This is a genomic window from Paraburkholderia tropica (assembly GCF_914484835.1).
Lineage (GTDB): Bacteria > Pseudomonadota > Gammaproteobacteria > Burkholderiales > Burkholderiaceae > Paraburkholderia > Paraburkholderia tropica_A.
This window is the reverse complement of record NZ_CAJZAR010000063.1, coordinates 11842-26429: the sequence shown is the minus strand read 5'-3', so window position 1 is coordinate 26429 and position 14588 is coordinate 11842. Positions and strand designations below refer to the sequence as shown.

Here is a 14588-nt window from a genome sequence, read left to right as displayed (position 1 = left end):
GCTACAATACGCCCCATGAAACGCAAAACCCGCATTCAACCGATGAACGACGCTGTCGCCGAAGAGGACGACAACGGTTACGATCGCCCCAGCAAATCGCAGCTCAAGCGCGAAATGACCGCGCTGCAGGAGCTGGGCACGGCGCTCGTCGAGCTGCCGAAAGACGCGCTCAAGCGCATGCCGATGACGGAAGACCTCGCGGACGCCGTCCACGAGGCGCGCCGCATCACCGACCACGAAGGCAAGCGCCGCCAGCTCCAGTACGTGGGCCGCATGATGCGCGGTCTGCGCGAGGACGAAGTCGCCGCGCTGCGCACCGCCTTCGACGAGTACCGCGGCGTGAACAAGGCCGCCACGGCGCGCCTGCACTGGATCGAGCGCACGCGCGAAAAGCTGCTCGCCGACGACGCTGCGCTGACCGAATTCATCCGCCAGCACCCCGCCGCCGACCCGCAGGAAGGCCGCACGCTGATCCGCAACGTCCGCCGCGAGCAGCAGCAGGCCAAGCCGCCCAAGTACTTCCGCGAGCTGTTCCAGTGGATCAAGGACGCGAGCGCCCAGGGCGACGACGACGGCGATCACCCCGAAAACGAGCGCGCCGACGAGGACCGCGACGATGACGAAGCCTGAGCGTAGCGGGTCTGACACGCCGCGCGATGAACTCGTGATCGGCCTCGTGTCGGTCAGCGACCGCGCGACCGCGGGCGTCTACGAGGACAAAGGGATTCCGTCGCTGATGGAATGGCTGGGCGCTACGCTCAAATCGCCGTGGCGCGCGGAAACGCGCCTGATCCACGACGACGCGGCCACCATCTCGGCCACGCTCACGGCGCTCGTCGACGGCCTCGGCTGCGACCTCGTGCTGACCACGGGCGGCACCGGCCCCGCGCGCCGCGACGTGACGCCCGAGGCCACGCTGGCGGTCGCCACGAAGGAAATGCCCGGTTTCGGCGAGCAGATGCGCCAGATCAGCCTGAATTTCGTGCCGACGGCGATTCTGTCGCGCCAGGTCGCCGTGATCCGCGAAACCGACGATCACGCGGCGCTCATCATCAATCTGCCGGGACAGCCGAAGTCGATCAAGGAAACGCTCGAAGGCCTGCGCGACGCCGAAGGCGCCGTGAAGGTGCCGGGCATTTTCGCGGCGGTGCCGTATTGCATCGACCTGATCGGCGGCCCGTATATCGAGACCGATCCGGCCATCGTGGCGGCGTTCCGTCCCAAGAACGCGCAGCGTCCGCCGCGCGTTTGAGCCGAGTTGCACGCAGTCCATCGCGGCAGGCACGCAGCAAACAGAAACGGCGCCCTCGGGCGCCGTTTTCACATGCTCACTGGTCCGCGCGGCTTACTTCGCCGCCGCCTGCGCATCCGCCGGCGTGCTGGCCGACGGAATCAGGAAATGCTCGCGGTAGTACTTGAGCTCGTCGATCGACTCGTGGATGTCGGCCAGCGCCGTGTGCATCGCGCGCTTCTGGAAACCCTTGTAGATCGCGGGCTGCCAGCGGCGGCACAGTTCCTTGAGCGTGCTGACGTCGAGGTTGCGGTAGTGGAAGAAGCGTTCGAGCGTGGGCATCCAGCGCGCCATGAAGCGGCGGTCCTGGCAGATCGAGTTGCCGCACATCGGCGACTTGCCCGGCGGCACGTACTGCGAGAGAAACGCGAGGATTTCCTCGGTCGCGCTTTCCTCGGTCACCGTCGACGCGCGCACGCGCTCGGTCAGGCCCGAGCGGCCATGCGTGTTGCGGTTCCACTCGTCCATGCGGTCGAGCACGGCTTCGGACTGGTGGATCGCCAGCACGGGGCCTTCGACGATCTTGTCGAGCGTGGAATTGGTCACGACCACGGCGATTTCGATGATGCGGTCGTTATCGGGGTCGAGCCCCGTCATTTCCATGTCGAGCCAGATCAGGTTCATGTCGGTGCGCTCCATTGCCGGAGTCGCCTGGCCCGCCGGATCGGCAGAATTGATGTCAGTCATGGAAGGGAACCTGAAACGCTGAAACACGATGGGGACGCCGCGCGCGCAACGCCAACGCGAGATGCGATGGCCGGGCCGACGAGAACATATAATTGTCGCATAGATACCACGGACTTCCCGGATGCCTAATCTTTCTCCCGCGCTGGCCTTCAGCGTTCTCTTCGTGGCCGCGGTGCTGGCCATGGTCGCGACCAAGCTCTGGCTCGCCTCGCGGCAGGTCCGCTTCGTCGCCGCGCATCGCGACGCGGTGCCCGCGCAGTTCGCGGCCACCATCCCGCTCGCGGCGCATCAGCGCGCCGCCGACTACACGGTCGCGCGCACGCGCCTCGGCATGGTCGAGATCGTGCTGTCCACCATCGTGCTGATCGCGCTCACGCTGCTCGGCGGCGTGCAGGCCATCGACCTCGGTATTTCCGACTGGCTCGGGCGCGACTACGTCGGCCAGATCGCGCTGGTCGGCGCGGTGCTCGCAGTGAGCGGCCTGATCGAGCTGCCGCTCGACTACTATCGCCAGTTCGTGGTCGAGGAGCGCTTCGGCTTCAACCGCATGACGCGCCGCATCTTCTTCGCCGACCGCATCAAGGGTCTCGTGATCGGCGCGCTGTTCGGCATTCCGCTGCTGTTCGTGGTGCTCTGGCTCATGAAGCAGGCGGGCAGCCTCTGGTGGCTCTGGACGTGGGTCGTCTGGGTCGCGTTCCAGATGCTCGTGCTGGTGCTCTACCCCACCTTCATCGCGCCGCTTTTCAACAAGTTCGAACCGCTGCGCGACGAAGCACTGCGCTCGCGCATCGAGGCGCTGATGCAGCGCTGCGGCTTCGCGGCCAAGGGCCTGTTCGTGATGGACGGCAGCCGCCGCTCGGCGCACGGCAACGCCTATTTCACGGGCTTCGGCGCGGCCAAGCGCATCGTCTTCTTCGACACGCTGCTCGCGCGCCTCTCGGGCAGCGAGATCGAAGCCGTGCTCGCGCACGAACTCGGCCACTTCAAGCGCCGTCACGTGATCAAGCGCATGGTCGTGACCTTCGCGATCAGCCTCGTGCTGCTCGGCGTGCTCGGCTGGCTCACGCAGCGCGTGTGGTTCTACGAAGGGCTGGGCGTGCGTCCGTCGCTGCTCGGCGGCAACGAAGGCCTCGCGCTCGTGCTGTTCTTCATCGCGGTGCCGGTGTTCCTGTTCTTCGTCACGCCGCTCGGCAGCCTCAGCTCGCGCAAGCACGAGTTCGAGGCCGATGCCTTCGCGGCCACGCAGACCGACGCGCAGCAGCTCGTCAATGCGCTCGTGAAGCTCTACGAGGACAACGCGTCCACGCTCACGCCCGACCCGCTCTACACGGCGTTCTACTACTCGCATCCGCCGGCTTCGCAGCGGATCGACCGCCTGCTGTCGCACGCATGAGCCGGCGCGCCCCGAAATCCGCCGGCGCGAGCGCCTCGTCGGCGGGACAGGCTGCCGCGGCCACGCTGCACGGCGTCGTGATCGCGGCGCACGGCCGCCACTACCTCGTCGCCCCCGACGACGGCGGCGCGCCGCTGCAGTGCTTCCCGCGCGGCAAAAAGAGTGAAGTCGCGGTCGGCGACCGCGTCGACTATCAATCGACGTCCGCCGACCAGGGCGTGATCGTGGCGATCGGCGAGCGTCGCAACCTGCTCTATCGCTCCGACCAGTTCAAGTCGAAACTCTTCGCGGCGAACCTCGACCAGTTGCTGATCGTGCTCGCCACGGAGCCGCATTTCAGCGAGGACCTGCTCGGGCGCGCGCTCGTGGCCGCCGAGGCCAACGGGCTCACGCCGATCATCCTGCTCAACAAGATCGACCTCGTGGCCGTGCTGCCGCTCGCGCGCCAGCGTCTGGAACGCTATCGCGCGCTGGGCTATACGGTGCTCGAAGTGTCGGAAAAGCAGCATCCCGAGGAAGCGCACGCGATTCTCTCGGCGCATCTGAACGGCCATCAGACGATCCTGCTCGGCCAGTCGGGCATGGGCAAATCGACGCTCGTGAACCTGCTGATTCCCGACGCCGAGGCGGCGACGCGTGAGATCTCGACCGCGCTCAACAGCGGCCGCCACACCACGACGTTCACGCGGCTCTACAAGCTGCCCGGCGGCGGCGCGCTGATCGATTCGCCGGGCTTCCAGGAGTTCGGGCTGTATCACCTGACCGAAGGCACGCTCGAGCGCGCGTTCCCCGAGTTCCGGCCGCTGCTCGCGCATTGCCGCTTCTACAACTGCCATCACCTGCACGAGCCGGGCTGCGCGGTGCTCGAAGCGGTCGCCGATGGCCGCGTCGCGCCCGAGCGTCACGCGCTCTACGCGCAGCTCGTGCACGAGATCAGCCAGATCGTGCGCTGAAGGCCTTCCGGCAGCCATGCTCAAGCTCGTCCGCGCGCCCAATGTGGTGATCGCCCAGCACTGGATGAACATCCTCGCCACGGCCGGCGTGCCCTGCGAGTTGCACAACCGCTATCTGAGCGGCGCGATGGGCGAGATTCCGGCCGAGCAGTGCGCGCCCGAGATCTGGCTCGTCGACGAGCGCGACGAAACACTCGCGCGCAAGCTGATCGCCGCCGCCACCAGCGGCCCGCCGCCCGGCGCGCGGCCGTGGCGCTGTACGCAATGCGGCGAGACGCTGGAGCCGCAATTCACGGTCTGCTGGCAGTGCGGACGCGAGCGCGATCCACTCGACGATTGAGACGGCGCGCGCAGCAGCCGTTTCTCCGCGCCGAAATGCAAAAGGCCCGCGCAAGATGCACGGGCCTTTTTTATTCGCTTGCCGCGACGTGGCGCGGGCTCACACTGGCGCTTAAACCCAGAGCGCGATGGTCAGCATGAGCAGCAGGATCATCCACAGGATCACGGCGCGCCAGACGAGGCCCACGGCCGATTGCAGCGTGCGCGGCGTGCAGTCGTCGCCGACCGTGTAGGGTCCGCCCTCGCCCGGCTGCGCGATCGCGTCGACGCTCGATTGTTCCGCGAGCGGGCCCGACAGGCGCGCACCCAGCGCGCCGCTGCCGGTCGCGAGCAGCACGCCTTCGTTGGTGTCGGGCCACTGGTTCGTATGGTTGCGCCACGCGTAGATCGCATCTTCGAAGTTGCCGACGATCGCGAAACCCAGCGACGTCAGCCGCGCCGGAATCCAGTCGATCACGAAGAACACATGCTGCGCGAAGTTCGAGAAGGCTTCGGTGCGGTCGTCGGCCGGACGCGACCATTCGCGCGCGAGGTACTCGGAGAGGCGGTACAGCACCGCGCCCGCCGGCCCGATCGGCACGAGGAACCAGAAGAACACGCCGAACACGTGACGATGCGAGGCCACCACCGCATGGATGAGCGTGTGGCGCACGATCTCGCTCACGGGCATGTCCACGGCGTCGATGCCGGTCCATTCGGTGAGGATTTCACGCGCGCGCGGCACGTCGTCGTTGTTCAGCGCGAGGTGGATGTCGGTGAAATAGTGGCTGAACTGGCGGAAGCCGAGCGTGAAGTACACCACCACCACGTTCCAGAGGAACGCCAGCACGAAGCTGATGTGGTACAGCACGTAATAGACGAGCGCCGTGACGAGCGTCCAGGGCAGCACGACCACGAGCCAGGCGAGTACGCCGTGCTTCTGCTTGCCCGCGTCGAAGCCGTGGGCGGCCCATTCCGCATTGAGGCGCACGAGCGCCATGACCGGGTTGTTGGGCGACAGCGCCCGCACCTGTTCGATGACGAGAGCCAGCAATACGGAAAAGAAGGTCATGCGACGCGCCGTGCGATTCGAGTGTTAGAAAGGTGCTGCAAAGATATCACAGGGCCAGATGTGCCTGAGCGTCTGGCGGCAAAGACACAACAGCAACACGATATCGGCACAACGATGCGCATTCTTGAGGGCCGGCGGCGCCCGCTCGCGCCGCCTCAGGCGAGCAGGAAGCGATAGAAGTTGCGCAGCATGCCCGCCGTCGCGCCCCAGATGAAATGCGTGCCGCCCACGCCGCCCGCCTCACGCATCGCGCCGGGCTGCACGCCCTGCTGCGGATAGGGCATCGCGAAGAAACGGCGCTCGCCGCCTTCCCAGCGCCAGACGCGCACTTCGTGATGCGCGGGGTTCATCAGGAAGCCGAGCGGCACCTCGAAGATGCTCGCCACTTCGAGCGAATCGGCCGCGAGCGTGAACGGCTCGTGCACGAGGCCCACCACGGGCGTGACGCGGAAACCCGTGCCCGTGAGGTAATCGGGCAAGGCGCCCAGCACCTCGACGCGCGCCGGATCGAGATCGACCTCCTCGTGCGCCTCGCGCAGCGCGGCAGCAATCGGCGTGGGGTCGGAGGGTTCGCGGCTGCCGCCGGGGAAACTGACCTGGCCGGCGTGATTGCTGAGATTGTCGGCGCGCTGCGTGAGCAGGACCGTGAGACCCGAGGGACGCATCGCGATCGGCATCAGCACCGCGGCCTCGCGCGGATCGCGGATCTCCAGCACACGCGCCTCCTGCGGCTCCGGCTGCCAGGGCAGGCGTTGCTCGAAGCGCGCACGCAGACCATCGGGCGTAAGCCGTTCGGCGGCGATGAGGGGCAGATCGGCGCCCGTCGATTCGATCGGCAGGCTTTCGGGTTCAAATACTGGACGGATCAACGGCTGACTCGGGATTCGGGCACAGGAAAGTATTTTGCGGCCAAAAAGAAAAAAGCACCCCGAAGGGTGCTTCTTTCTTACAGCTTTTACGCCTGTGCGGCCGGAGCAGCTGCGCGGTCTTTCGACACCAGCTTTTCCTTGATACGTGCCTTCTTGCCCGACAGGTTGCGCAGGTAGTAGAGCTTCGCGCGACGCACGTCGCCGCGGCGCTTCACCACGATGCTTGCCAGCAGCGGCGAGTACGTCTGGAACGTACGCTCGACGCCTTCGCCCGACGAGATCTTGCGCACGATGAACGCCGAGTTCAGACCGCGGTTACGCTTTGCGATCACGACGCCTTCGTATGCCTGAACGCGCTTGCGGTTACCTTCAACCACGTTCACGTTCACGATCACCGTATCGCCAGGAGCGAATTCGGGGATGGTTTTCTCGCCCAGCACGCGCTGGATTTCTTCCTGCTCGAGTTTTTCGATCAGATTCATGAATGACTCCGTAAGCCATCTTGTCGGCGTTCGTACCTGCGCCGGATTGCGGCAGCACGGCCCCGATAGAGGATGGATTCACAACTGGCACCGTTCACGCATGAAGCGGCGCCGCCTTGGGCGCCTCGCGCCCTGTCCGCCCGAAGCCTTACGCTTCGCTCGAACCCTTCGCGAGACTAGCGAGCCATGCCTCGTCGGCACGGCTCAACATCTTGTTCTTGCGAGCCCGCGCGATCAGATCGGGCCGCTTGTGAAACGTGTTGCGCAGCGATTCGCGGCGGCGCCATTGCTCGATTTCCGCATGATGGCCGCCGAGCAGCACATCGGGCACCCGCACGCCGTCGTATTCCTCCGGCCGCGTGTAATGCGGACAGTCGAGCAGACCGTCGACGAAACTATCCTGCACCGCCGAGAGCGCGTCGTTCAGCACGCCCGGCAGCAATCGCACTACCGCGTCCATCAGCGCCATCGCCGGCAGCTCGCCGCCGGACAGCACGAAGTCGCCCAGACTGACTTCCTCGTCGACGTAACGGTCGACGAGACGCTGGTCGATCGCCTCGTAGCGCCCGCACAGGATCACGAAACCGGATTCCTGGGCGAACTCCACGGCGCGCTCGTGCGTGAGCGGCTTGCCTTGCGGCGACATCAGCAACACGCGCGGTTGAGGCGCGCCCTGCTCCGCCTGCGCGGCTTTCGCCGCGCCGATGGCCGCTTCAAGCGGCTTGGCCAGCATGACCATGCCGGGGCCGCCGCCGTAAGGGCGATCGTCGATGGTGCGGTAGTTGTCGGTCGTGAAATCGCGCGGATTCCACGTACGCAGCGTATAGCGCTCCTGCTTCGCGGCCCGGCTGGTGATACCCCAGTCGGTGATCGCGCGAAACATCTCGGGAAAGAGCGTGACGACATCGAACTGCATCGCTCTCTCCGTTCAGCGAATCAGCACAGCAGGATCAAAAATCGGCATCCCAGTCGACGACAATGCGTTTCGCCGCCAGGTCAACCGTCTTCACAAACACGCCGACGAACGGGATCAGCCGCTCGCCGGTGACAGGCTTGCCGTCTTTGCCCGCCGAGGGATACTCGACGCGCAACACCGACTGCGCACCGTTGTCGATGAGACCGGCGACCTTGCCGAGCTCAACACCCGCCTCGTTGGCGACGTCGAGACCGATCAGATCGACCCAGTAATACTCGTCGGTTTCCGGCGCGGGAAAATCGGCGCGGCTCACGTAGATGCGTGCACCGCGCAACTGCAGCGCGGTGTCGCGGTCGGCGATTGCGTTCAACTGCCCGACGACGGAGTCGCCGTGCACCTTGGCGCTCGCGCGCACCGCGGAATGCAGCGTGGGACGCTCGCGGCCCTTGAGGAACCACCAGCGTTTCGCTGCGATGAGCGCACGGCCGCCTTCGGCGTGCGGCGCGATCTTCAGCCCGCCCTTGAGGCCATAGGCATCGATCACGGCGCCGACTTCGACCGCGTCGGCCGGCCAGCTCGCCTCGGATTCAGCGCGCAGGCCTTCGCCTTTTGGGGCGCCCTGGGTGGCGTTTTCACGCACCACTTCGCGCACCGGCGCCTTGCGCGCGAACGCGCCGAACGACGGCGCGGTGCGCCCGCCGGTCTTGCCACTGCTCTGCGATACCTCGCCCTTAGCCTTGGCGTCCGCTTTTGCGTCGTCATGCTCGGGCATGGACAAACCTCGCAGCCAGCTTGATGTCGTACACGCGGCTTACGCTGCGCGCACTGGGGTGAAACAGGTGAAAGACTGCGGCAAGACCGGGTACAAAACCGTAGTCAAGCGACGCAGCCCAGCAAGCACATACTCAGGCAGCCACTTAAGCAGCCGGAGCAGCCTTTTGCGATTGCTTCACGAGACGCTCGACAGCCGGCGACATTTGCGCGCCGTTTTCCTGCCAGTACGTCACGCGATCTTGAGCGATACGCAGCGTTTCACCCTTGGTAGCGACCGGGTTGTAGAAGCCCACGCGCTCGATGAAACGGCCGTCGCGACGGTTACGCGAATCGGTTGCGACGATGTTGTAGAACGGGCGCTTCTTCGAGCCGCCGCGTGCCAGACGGATGATAACCATACTAGAATCCTTGAAAACCGGGGGTTCGGGACTACTGAAACATGCGATTATAGCCCGAAACCAATGGCATAACAAACACTTAACTGGAATCTGCTCGGAGACCCTGTGAAAAACACCGGGGAAAGCGACGATGCACGATGATCGACCCGCGCTTCGCGTCCGCCTCGCACGGGCGTTCCAGCGTTTGACGGCGCGGCCCGGCGCCCTGCTCGCCCGCTTTTTCGGCCGCCGCCACGATGCCGCCCGGACGGCCACGCTTGATCCGCTGTTCGATCCCACCCTGTATCTGTACCGCAACAGATCGCGCCTGCCGAACACAGTGATGCGCCTCGCCATCGCGCTGTCGATACCGCTGTCGATGCTCCTGCTCGCGCCGTTCGCGCGCGCGGCCCTGCCGATCGAGCGCATCCAGCTGCCGCCCGGCTTCCATATCGAAGTTCTCTCCGACGACGTGCCCGCCGCGCGCGAAATGACGCTCTCGCCGCAAGGCATTCTCTACGTGGGCAGCATGGACAGCCGCGTCTACGCGCTCGAACTGCGCGACGGCCGGGCCGTGAAGCGGCATGTGGTGGCCTCGGGGCTCACCATGCCCGTGGGCGTGGCCTGGCGCGACGGCGCGCTCTATATCTCGGCGGTTTCGTCGATCGTGCGGCTCGATGGCATCGACACGCATCTGGACGATCCGCCCAAACCCGCCGTGGTCACCGCCTCGCTGCCCGATTCGCGCCATCACGGCTGGAAGTTCATCGCCTTCGGCCCCGACGGCAAGCTCTACGTGCCGCAAGGCGCGCCGTGCAACGTCTGCCTGCCCGCCAACGATCCGCAGCGCACGCACTACGCCATGATCGGACGCATGGACCCGGACGGCACGCACTACGAGACCCTCGCGCGCGGCGTGCGCAACACCGTCGGTTTCGCGTGGCATCCGCGCACGCACGAACTCTGGTTCACCGACAACGGCCGCGACATGCTCGGCGACGATATCCCCTCCGACAAGCTCAACCGCCTGCCGCGCGCGGGCCTCGACTTCGGCTTTCCGTACTGTCATGGCGGCGATGTCAGCGATCCCGAGTTCGGCAAGGATCATCCGTGCAGCGGCTTCACGCCGCCGGTCGCGCAACTGGGCGCGCACGTGGCGGCGCTCGGCATGCGCTTCTATACAGGCGCGATGTTTCCGCCCGAGTATCGCGACAGCATTTTCATCGCGGAGCATGGCTCGTGGAACCGCAGCAAGAAGTCGGGTTACCGCGTGGTGCGCGTGAGCGTCGACGCGGACGGCAAGAACGCGAAACAGCAGGTGTTCGCGCAAGGCTGGCTCAATGCGGACGAAACCCAGTGGGGCCGTCCCGCCGACGTGCTGCCGCTGCCCGACGGCTCGCTGCTCATCAGCGACGATTACGCGGGCGCGATCTACCGCGTGACGTATTCGAAACCCTGAGCGCGGCTTCGACCACCGCGCGCACGTGAGCGCGAACATAAGCGCCAGGCGCTGCTGACGCGCGCGCACGCCACGTACAATGAGCCGCGCGCCCATCACGCCCTCGCCTGCTCATGTCCAATCAAAACAAACCCGCAGCACGCTTTCGCAACAAGACGCTCACCGCCGCCCTCGCCTTCCTGCTCGGCAGCCTTGGCGCGCACCGCTTCTATCTGTATGGCGCGCGCGACGTGTGGGGCTGGGCGCACATCGCCGGCACGCTGATCGGCATTCCGGGCGTGCTGCTGCTGATGGCGACCGAGCGCGCCTCGGTGCCCGGCTGGGGACTCGCCGTGATCGGCGCGGTCTCGGTGCTCTCGGCGTTTCTGGCCGCGATCGTCTACGGCCTGCGTCCCGACGCGAAGTGGGACGCGCAATTCAACGCCGCCTTCGCAGGCCAGCGCGCGAACCGCTCGGGCTGGACCGTGATCTTCGTGGTGATCTTCTCGCTGCTGATCGGCGCGTTCCTGCTGATGACCGGTCTCGCGCTCTCGTTCCAGACGTATTTCGAATCGCAGGTCGAAGCGGCCAAGGCGATTTCGCAATAACGTCATCGCGACGCCGCCGCGCTCAGAACAGATCGAACTGACGCTTCTGCACCAGCGCCTTCGCGCGCACGAACTCCGACATATCGAGAATGCCGTGACGCCGCTCGTTCAACCCGAGCCGGCGCACGGCGTTATGAAAGCGCTGCTTGAGCAGATCGGCCCATAGCCCCGTGCCCTTCATGCGCTGCGAAAACGACGACTCGTAATCCTTGCCGCCGCGCATGTCGCGCACGCGGCTCATCACGCGCTCGGCGCGCTGCGGGAAATGCGCGGCGAGCCAGTCCTGAAAGAGCGGCGCGACTTCCCACGGCAGCCGCAGCACGATATAGCTCGCGCTCGTCGCGCCCGCCTCGGCGCAGGCTTCGAGCACGCGTTCCATGTCCGGCTCGGTGACGAAGGGAATGACCGGCGCGATGCTCACGCCGACCGGTATGCCCGCCTGCGCGAGCGTGCGGATCGTACGCAGGCGGCGCGACGGCGTGGCCGCGCGCGGCTCCAGCGTGCGCGCGATGTCGGCATCGAGCGTGGTGATGGTGATCGCGGCCATGAACTGCTGACGCTCGGCCATGGGCGCGAGCAGGTCGAGATCGCGTTCGATCAGCGACGATTTCGTGATGGCCGCGAACGGATGCTGCCGTTCCGACAACACCTCGATCACGCGCCGCGTGATACGCAGCTCGCGCTCGACGGGCTGCCACGCATCGGTGTTCACGCCGAGCGCGATCGGTTCCGGCTCGTAGTTGGGTTTAGCGAGTTCGCGCGCGAGCAGTTCAGGCGCGTTGATCTTCGCGTACAGGCGGCTCTCGAAATCGAGGCCCGGCGACAGCCCCAGATAGCTGTGCGTGGGCCGCGCGAAACAGTAGATGCAGCCATGCTCGCAGCCGCGATACGGATTGAGCGAGACGTTGAACGGAATGTCCGGCGACTGGTTGCGCGTGAGAATGCTTTTCGCGCGCTCCTCGTAGATCTGCGTGCGCAGCGCGGGCTCCAGCGCTTCACTCTCGCCGGCTTCCTCGCACGCCTCTTCACCGCGCTCGCGCGCGTCGGACGCCGATTCGACGTGCTGCCAGCCATCGTCGTAAGCCTCGCGCTGATCGACCTCGTAGCGCCCTTGCAGGTTCGTGACCGCGCCGCGTCCCTTGCGCGGCGTGGGCGGCGCGACGGGATACCAGGCTTCGGAGTCGGGGGCGCGATCGGTGTCGTTCGCGGGAGGGATGCGATTCACGGGGCAAAAACAAAGCGTCTCGATACTGTACAAATATACAGTATCGAGACGCTTTGTCGAGCCCGAAAAACGGGGCGGCGTCGCTTGCCCGCCGGGTCGCCGGGTCGCCCACCCCGCTACTCGCCCACCGCGATCGTCAGCGTCTCCTTGATCTCCTCCATCACCACATAGCTTTTCGACTGCACCGCGCCGGGCAGTTGCAGGAGGATGTCGCCGAGCAGCTTGCGGTAGTCGGCCATTTCGCCGATGCGCGCCTTGATCAGATAGTCGAAGTCGCCCGACACCAGATGGCACTCGAGCACCTCGGGAATCTTCTGCACCTCGCGGCGGAACTGGTCGAACATGTTGCCGCTCTTGTGGTCGAGCGTGATCTCCACGAACACCAGCAGCGCCGCGCCCAGCACGCCCGGATTCACGCGCGCGTAGTAGCCCGTGATGACGCCGTCGCGCTCCATGCGCTTGACCCGTTCGATGCACGGCGTGACCGACAGACCGACCTGCTCCGCGAGGTCTTTCATGGCCATGCGGCCGTCCTGCTGGAGCAGTTTGAGGATGCGGTGATCGAGCCGGTCGAGCGCGCGGACCGGCTGACGCTGCGTTCTCATGCTTTTTTCCTGAAAATCAGATAAATACAATAACAAAACCTAGGCTTACAACAATAGCATAGTCGATATTACTGGCTACACCCGGATTTTCATGCCATCCGCCCTGCCGTCGACCAAAACGGCCACGCGGAGCCCCGGCAAGACCGCGTAGCCCAAACAATTACCTCTACGGAGCAGCTATGCGAGTCGTCGTGTTGGGCAGTGGTGTGGTCGGGGTGGCCAGCGCCTGGTATCTCGCCCGCGCGGGCCATGAAGTGACGGTGATCGACCGCGAGGCCGGTCCCGCGCTCGAAACCAGTTTTGCGAACGCCGGTCAGATCTCGCCGGGTTACGCCGCGCCGTGGGCGGCGCCGGGCGTGCCGCTCAAGGCCATCAAGTGGATGTTCGAGAAGCACGCGCCGCTCGCCATCCGCCTCGACGGCACGAAGTTCCAGCTGCAATGGATGTGGCAGATGCTGCAGAACTGCACGGCCGAGCGCTACGCGCAGAACAAGGGCCGCATGGTGCGTCTGGCCGAATACAGCCGCGACTGCCTGCAGGCGCTGCGCGCCGACACCGGCATCCAGTACGAAGGCCGCACGGGCGGCACGCTGCAGGTGTTCCGCACGCAGCAGCAATTCGAAGGCGCGGCGAAGGACATCGCCGTGCTCAAGGATGCCAACGTGCCGTACGAACTGCTGACCGCCGCCGAACTCGGCCGCGCGGAGCCGGCGCTCGCCGCGGTCTCGCACAAGCTCACGGGCGGCCTGCGCCTGCCCGGCGACGAAACCGGCGACTGCCAGCTGTTCACCACGCGCCTCGCCGCGATGGCCGCCGAACTCGGCGTGAAGTTCCGCTACAACACGCCGATCGACGGCCTCGCCGTGCAGGGCGACCGCATCGCGGGCGTGCAATGCGGCAGCGAACTCGTGCGCGCCGACAGCTACGTGCTCGCGCTCGGTTCGTACTCCACGAAGATGCTCGCGGGTCTCGTGAAGATTCCGGTCTATCCGCTCAAGGGTTATTCGATCACCGCGCCGATCGTCAACGCCGACGCCGCGCCGATCTCCACCGTGCTCGACGAAACCTACAAGATCGCGATCACGCGTTTCGACGACCGCATCCGCGTGGGCGGCATGGCGGAAATCGTCGGCTTCGACAAGTCGCTGAAGCAGGCACGCCGCGAAACGCTCGAAATGTGCGTGAACGACCTGTTCCCCGGCGGCGGCGACACGGCCAAGGCCAGCTTCTGGACCGGCCTGCGCCCGATGACGCCGGACGGCACGCCCGTCGTGGGCCGCACGCCGCTCTCGAACCTGTTCCTGAACACGGGCCACGGCACGCTCGGCTGGACCATGTCGTGCGGCTCGGGCCAGTTGCTCGCCGACCTCATCTCGGGCAAGAAGCCCGCGATCAAGGCCGACGATCTCTCGGTCTATCGCTACCTCGGCGAGCAGCACGGCACGCATCGCCCGGCTTATGCGTAAGGCTTCACGGGTTCATTCGCGGCTTCATCGAAAGCGGCAAAAAAACGGCGGCGCTCTGTCAAAGAGGCCGCCGTTTTTTCATGGGCGCGCAGTCTGCAAGCTCCGTTAATCAGA

Annotated in this window: 17 protein-coding genes; 8 read left to right on the top strand and 9 right to left on the bottom strand. The window is 65.9% G+C overall.

From position 1 onward, the window contains the following. Positions 1-15 precede the first annotated feature (15 nt). Both yjgA and mog read left to right on the top strand, forming a co-directional pair. Positions 16-630, top strand: coding sequence for a ribosome biogenesis factor YjgA (gene yjgA / locus LDO54_RS23285; protein ID WP_224013030.1), 615 nt, complete (start codon positions 16-18; stop codon positions 628-630). After that, the gene (mog, locus tag LDO54_RS23280) at positions 617-1252 is read left to right on the top strand and encodes a molybdopterin adenylyltransferase (RefSeq protein WP_224013029.1); all 636 of its coding nucleotides are present in this window, start codon (positions 617-619) and stop codon (positions 1250-1252) included. The genes yjgA and mog overlap by 14 nt, the downstream gene beginning before the upstream one ends. A 93-nt stretch (positions 1253-1345) precedes the next feature. On the opposite strand, the gene orn is transcribed toward mog, so the two are convergent. After that, entirely contained in the window at positions 1346-1978 is a 633-nt protein-coding gene (gene orn, locus LDO54_RS23275) for an oligoribonuclease (RefSeq protein WP_224013028.1), read from the bottom strand. A gap of 121 nt (positions 1979-2099) precedes the next feature. On the opposite strand from orn, the gene LDO54_RS23270 reads away from it, so the two are divergent. Genes LDO54_RS23270 through LDO54_RS23260 form a run of 3 tightly spaced genes read left to right on the top strand, consistent with a single transcriptional unit; the run spans position 2100 to position 4664 of the window. Further along, positions 2100-3371 carry a M48 family metallopeptidase gene (locus LDO54_RS23270; protein WP_224013027.1) on the top strand — a complete coding sequence of 424 codons (1272 nt, stop codon included), beginning with the start codon at positions 2100-2102 and terminating at the stop codon, positions 3369-3371. Next, a complete protein-coding gene (gene rsgA, locus LDO54_RS23265; RefSeq protein WP_224013026.1) occupies positions 3368-4324 on the top strand; it encodes a ribosome small subunit-dependent GTPase A in 957 nt (318 codons plus the stop codon). Before LDO54_RS23270 ends, rsgA begins: the two co-directional genes overlap by 4 nt. Before the next feature lie 16 nt (positions 4325-4340). Continuing rightward, positions 4341-4664 carry a putative signal transducing protein gene (locus tag LDO54_RS23260; RefSeq protein WP_224013025.1) on the top strand — a complete coding sequence of 108 codons (324 nt, stop codon included), beginning with the start codon at positions 4341-4343 and terminating at the stop codon, positions 4662-4664. Positions 4665-4775: 111 nt separating this feature from the next. Here the strand turns inward: LDO54_RS23260 and LDO54_RS23255 are convergent, their stop codons facing one another. The 6 genes from LDO54_RS23255 to rpsP form a co-directional block, all read right to left on the bottom strand. After that, positions 4776-5714 (bottom strand): CobD/CbiB family protein, encoded by a 939-nt coding sequence (locus LDO54_RS23255; protein ID WP_224013024.1) that lies wholly within the window; start codon positions 5712-5714, stop codon positions 4776-4778. 155 nt (positions 5715-5869) lie between these two features. Further along, a complete protein-coding gene (locus LDO54_RS23250) occupies positions 5870-6583 on the bottom strand; it encodes a CoA pyrophosphatase (protein WP_224013023.1) in 714 nt (237 codons plus the stop codon). 86 nt (positions 6584-6669) lie between these two features. Beyond that, positions 6670-7065, bottom strand: coding sequence for a 50S ribosomal protein L19 (gene rplS / locus LDO54_RS23245; protein ID WP_224013022.1), 396 nt, complete (start codon positions 7063-7065; stop codon positions 6670-6672). A 148-nt stretch (positions 7066-7213) separates the two neighbouring features. Then, entirely contained in the window at positions 7214-7981 is a 768-nt protein-coding gene (trmD, locus tag LDO54_RS23240) for a tRNA (guanosine(37)-N1)-methyltransferase TrmD (RefSeq protein WP_224013021.1), read from the bottom strand. 34 nt (positions 7982-8015) lie between these two features. Next, entirely contained in the window at positions 8016-8753 is a 738-nt protein-coding gene (gene rimM, locus LDO54_RS23235) for a ribosome maturation factor RimM (protein WP_224013046.1), read from the bottom strand. A 145-nt stretch (positions 8754-8898) separates the two neighbouring features. After that, the gene (gene rpsP, locus LDO54_RS23230) at positions 8899-9153 is read right to left on the bottom strand and encodes a 30S ribosomal protein S16 (protein ID WP_065061258.1); all 255 of its coding nucleotides are present in this window, start codon (positions 9151-9153) and stop codon (positions 8899-8901) included. A gap of 322 nt (positions 9154-9475) precedes the next feature. On the opposite strand from rpsP, the gene LDO54_RS23225 reads away from it, so the two are divergent. Then, a complete protein-coding gene (locus tag LDO54_RS23225; RefSeq protein WP_436975663.1) occupies positions 9476-10591 on the top strand; it encodes a PQQ-dependent sugar dehydrogenase in 1116 nt (371 codons plus the stop codon). Positions 10592-10704: 113 nt separating this feature from the next. Continuing rightward, positions 10705-11178, top strand: a complete 474-nt coding sequence (locus LDO54_RS23220) for an NINE protein (protein WP_224013020.1) — start codon at positions 10705-10707, stop codon at positions 11176-11178. Between the two features lie 22 nt (positions 11179-11200). Here the strand turns inward: LDO54_RS23220 and LDO54_RS23215 are convergent, their stop codons facing one another. Continuing rightward, positions 11201-12394, bottom strand: coding sequence for a PA0069 family radical SAM protein (locus LDO54_RS23215; RefSeq protein ID WP_224013044.1), 1194 nt, complete (start codon positions 12392-12394; stop codon positions 11201-11203). A 125-nt stretch (positions 12395-12519) separates the two neighbouring features. Beyond that, positions 12520-13008 (bottom strand): Lrp/AsnC ligand binding domain-containing protein, encoded by a 489-nt coding sequence (locus tag LDO54_RS23210; RefSeq protein ID WP_224013019.1) that lies wholly within the window; start codon positions 13006-13008, stop codon positions 12520-12522. A gap of 179 nt (positions 13009-13187) precedes the next feature. Between LDO54_RS23210 and LDO54_RS23205 the strand changes: the two genes are divergently transcribed. Continuing rightward, complete coding sequence (locus LDO54_RS23205; RefSeq protein ID WP_224013018.1) at positions 13188-14474, top strand: D-amino acid dehydrogenase; 1287 nt, start codon at positions 13188-13190, stop codon at positions 14472-14474. Positions 14475-14588 lie beyond the last annotated feature (114 nt).

Bases quoted from the DNA above. Each gene is read 5' to 3' on its own strand.
- LDO54_RS23225 (WP_436975663.1), top strand. From the start codon at position 9,476: ATGCGCCTCGCCATCGCGCTGTCGATACCGCTGTCGATGCTCCTGCTC.
- rpsP (WP_065061258.1), bottom strand. From the start codon at position 9,153: ATGGTTATCATCCGTCTGGCACGCGGCGGCTCGAAGAAGCGCCCGTTC.
- mog (WP_224013029.1), top strand. From the start codon at position 617: ATGACGAAGCCTGAGCGTAGCGGGTCTGACACGCCGCGCGATGAACTC.
- orn (WP_224013028.1), bottom strand. From the start codon at position 1,978: ATGACTGACATCAATTCTGCCGATCCGGCGGGCCAGGCGACTCCGGCA.
- LDO54_RS23260 (WP_224013025.1), top strand. From the start codon at position 4,341: ATGCTCAAGCTCGTCCGCGCGCCCAATGTGGTGATCGCCCAGCACTGG.
- LDO54_RS23255 (WP_224013024.1), bottom strand. From the start codon at position 5,714: ATGACCTTCTTTTCCGTATTGCTGGCTCTCGTCATCGAACAGGTGCGG.
- yjgA (WP_224013030.1), top strand. From the start codon at position 16: ATGAAACGCAAAACCCGCATTCAACCGATGAACGACGCTGTCGCCGAA.
- trmD (WP_224013021.1), bottom strand. From the start codon at position 7,981: ATGCAGTTCGATGTCGTCACGCTCTTTCCCGAGATGTTTCGCGCGATC.
- rimM (WP_224013046.1), bottom strand. From the start codon at position 8,753: ATGCCCGAGCATGACGACGCAAAAGCGGACGCCAAGGCTAAGGGCGAG.
- LDO54_RS23270 (WP_224013027.1), top strand. From the start codon at position 2,100: ATGCCTAATCTTTCTCCCGCGCTGGCCTTCAGCGTTCTCTTCGTGGCC.
- LDO54_RS23210 (WP_224013019.1), bottom strand. From the start codon at position 13,008: ATGAGAACGCAGCGTCAGCCGGTCCGCGCGCTCGACCGGCTCGATCAC.
- rplS (WP_224013022.1), bottom strand. From the start codon at position 7,065: ATGAATCTGATCGAAAAACTCGAGCAGGAAGAAATCCAGCGCGTGCTG.
- rsgA (WP_224013026.1), top strand. From the start codon at position 3,368: ATGAGCCGGCGCGCCCCGAAATCCGCCGGCGCGAGCGCCTCGTCGGCG.
- LDO54_RS23220 (WP_224013020.1), top strand. From the start codon at position 10,705: ATGTCCAATCAAAACAAACCCGCAGCACGCTTTCGCAACAAGACGCTC.
- LDO54_RS23205 (WP_224013018.1), top strand. From the start codon at position 13,188: ATGCGAGTCGTCGTGTTGGGCAGTGGTGTGGTCGGGGTGGCCAGCGCC.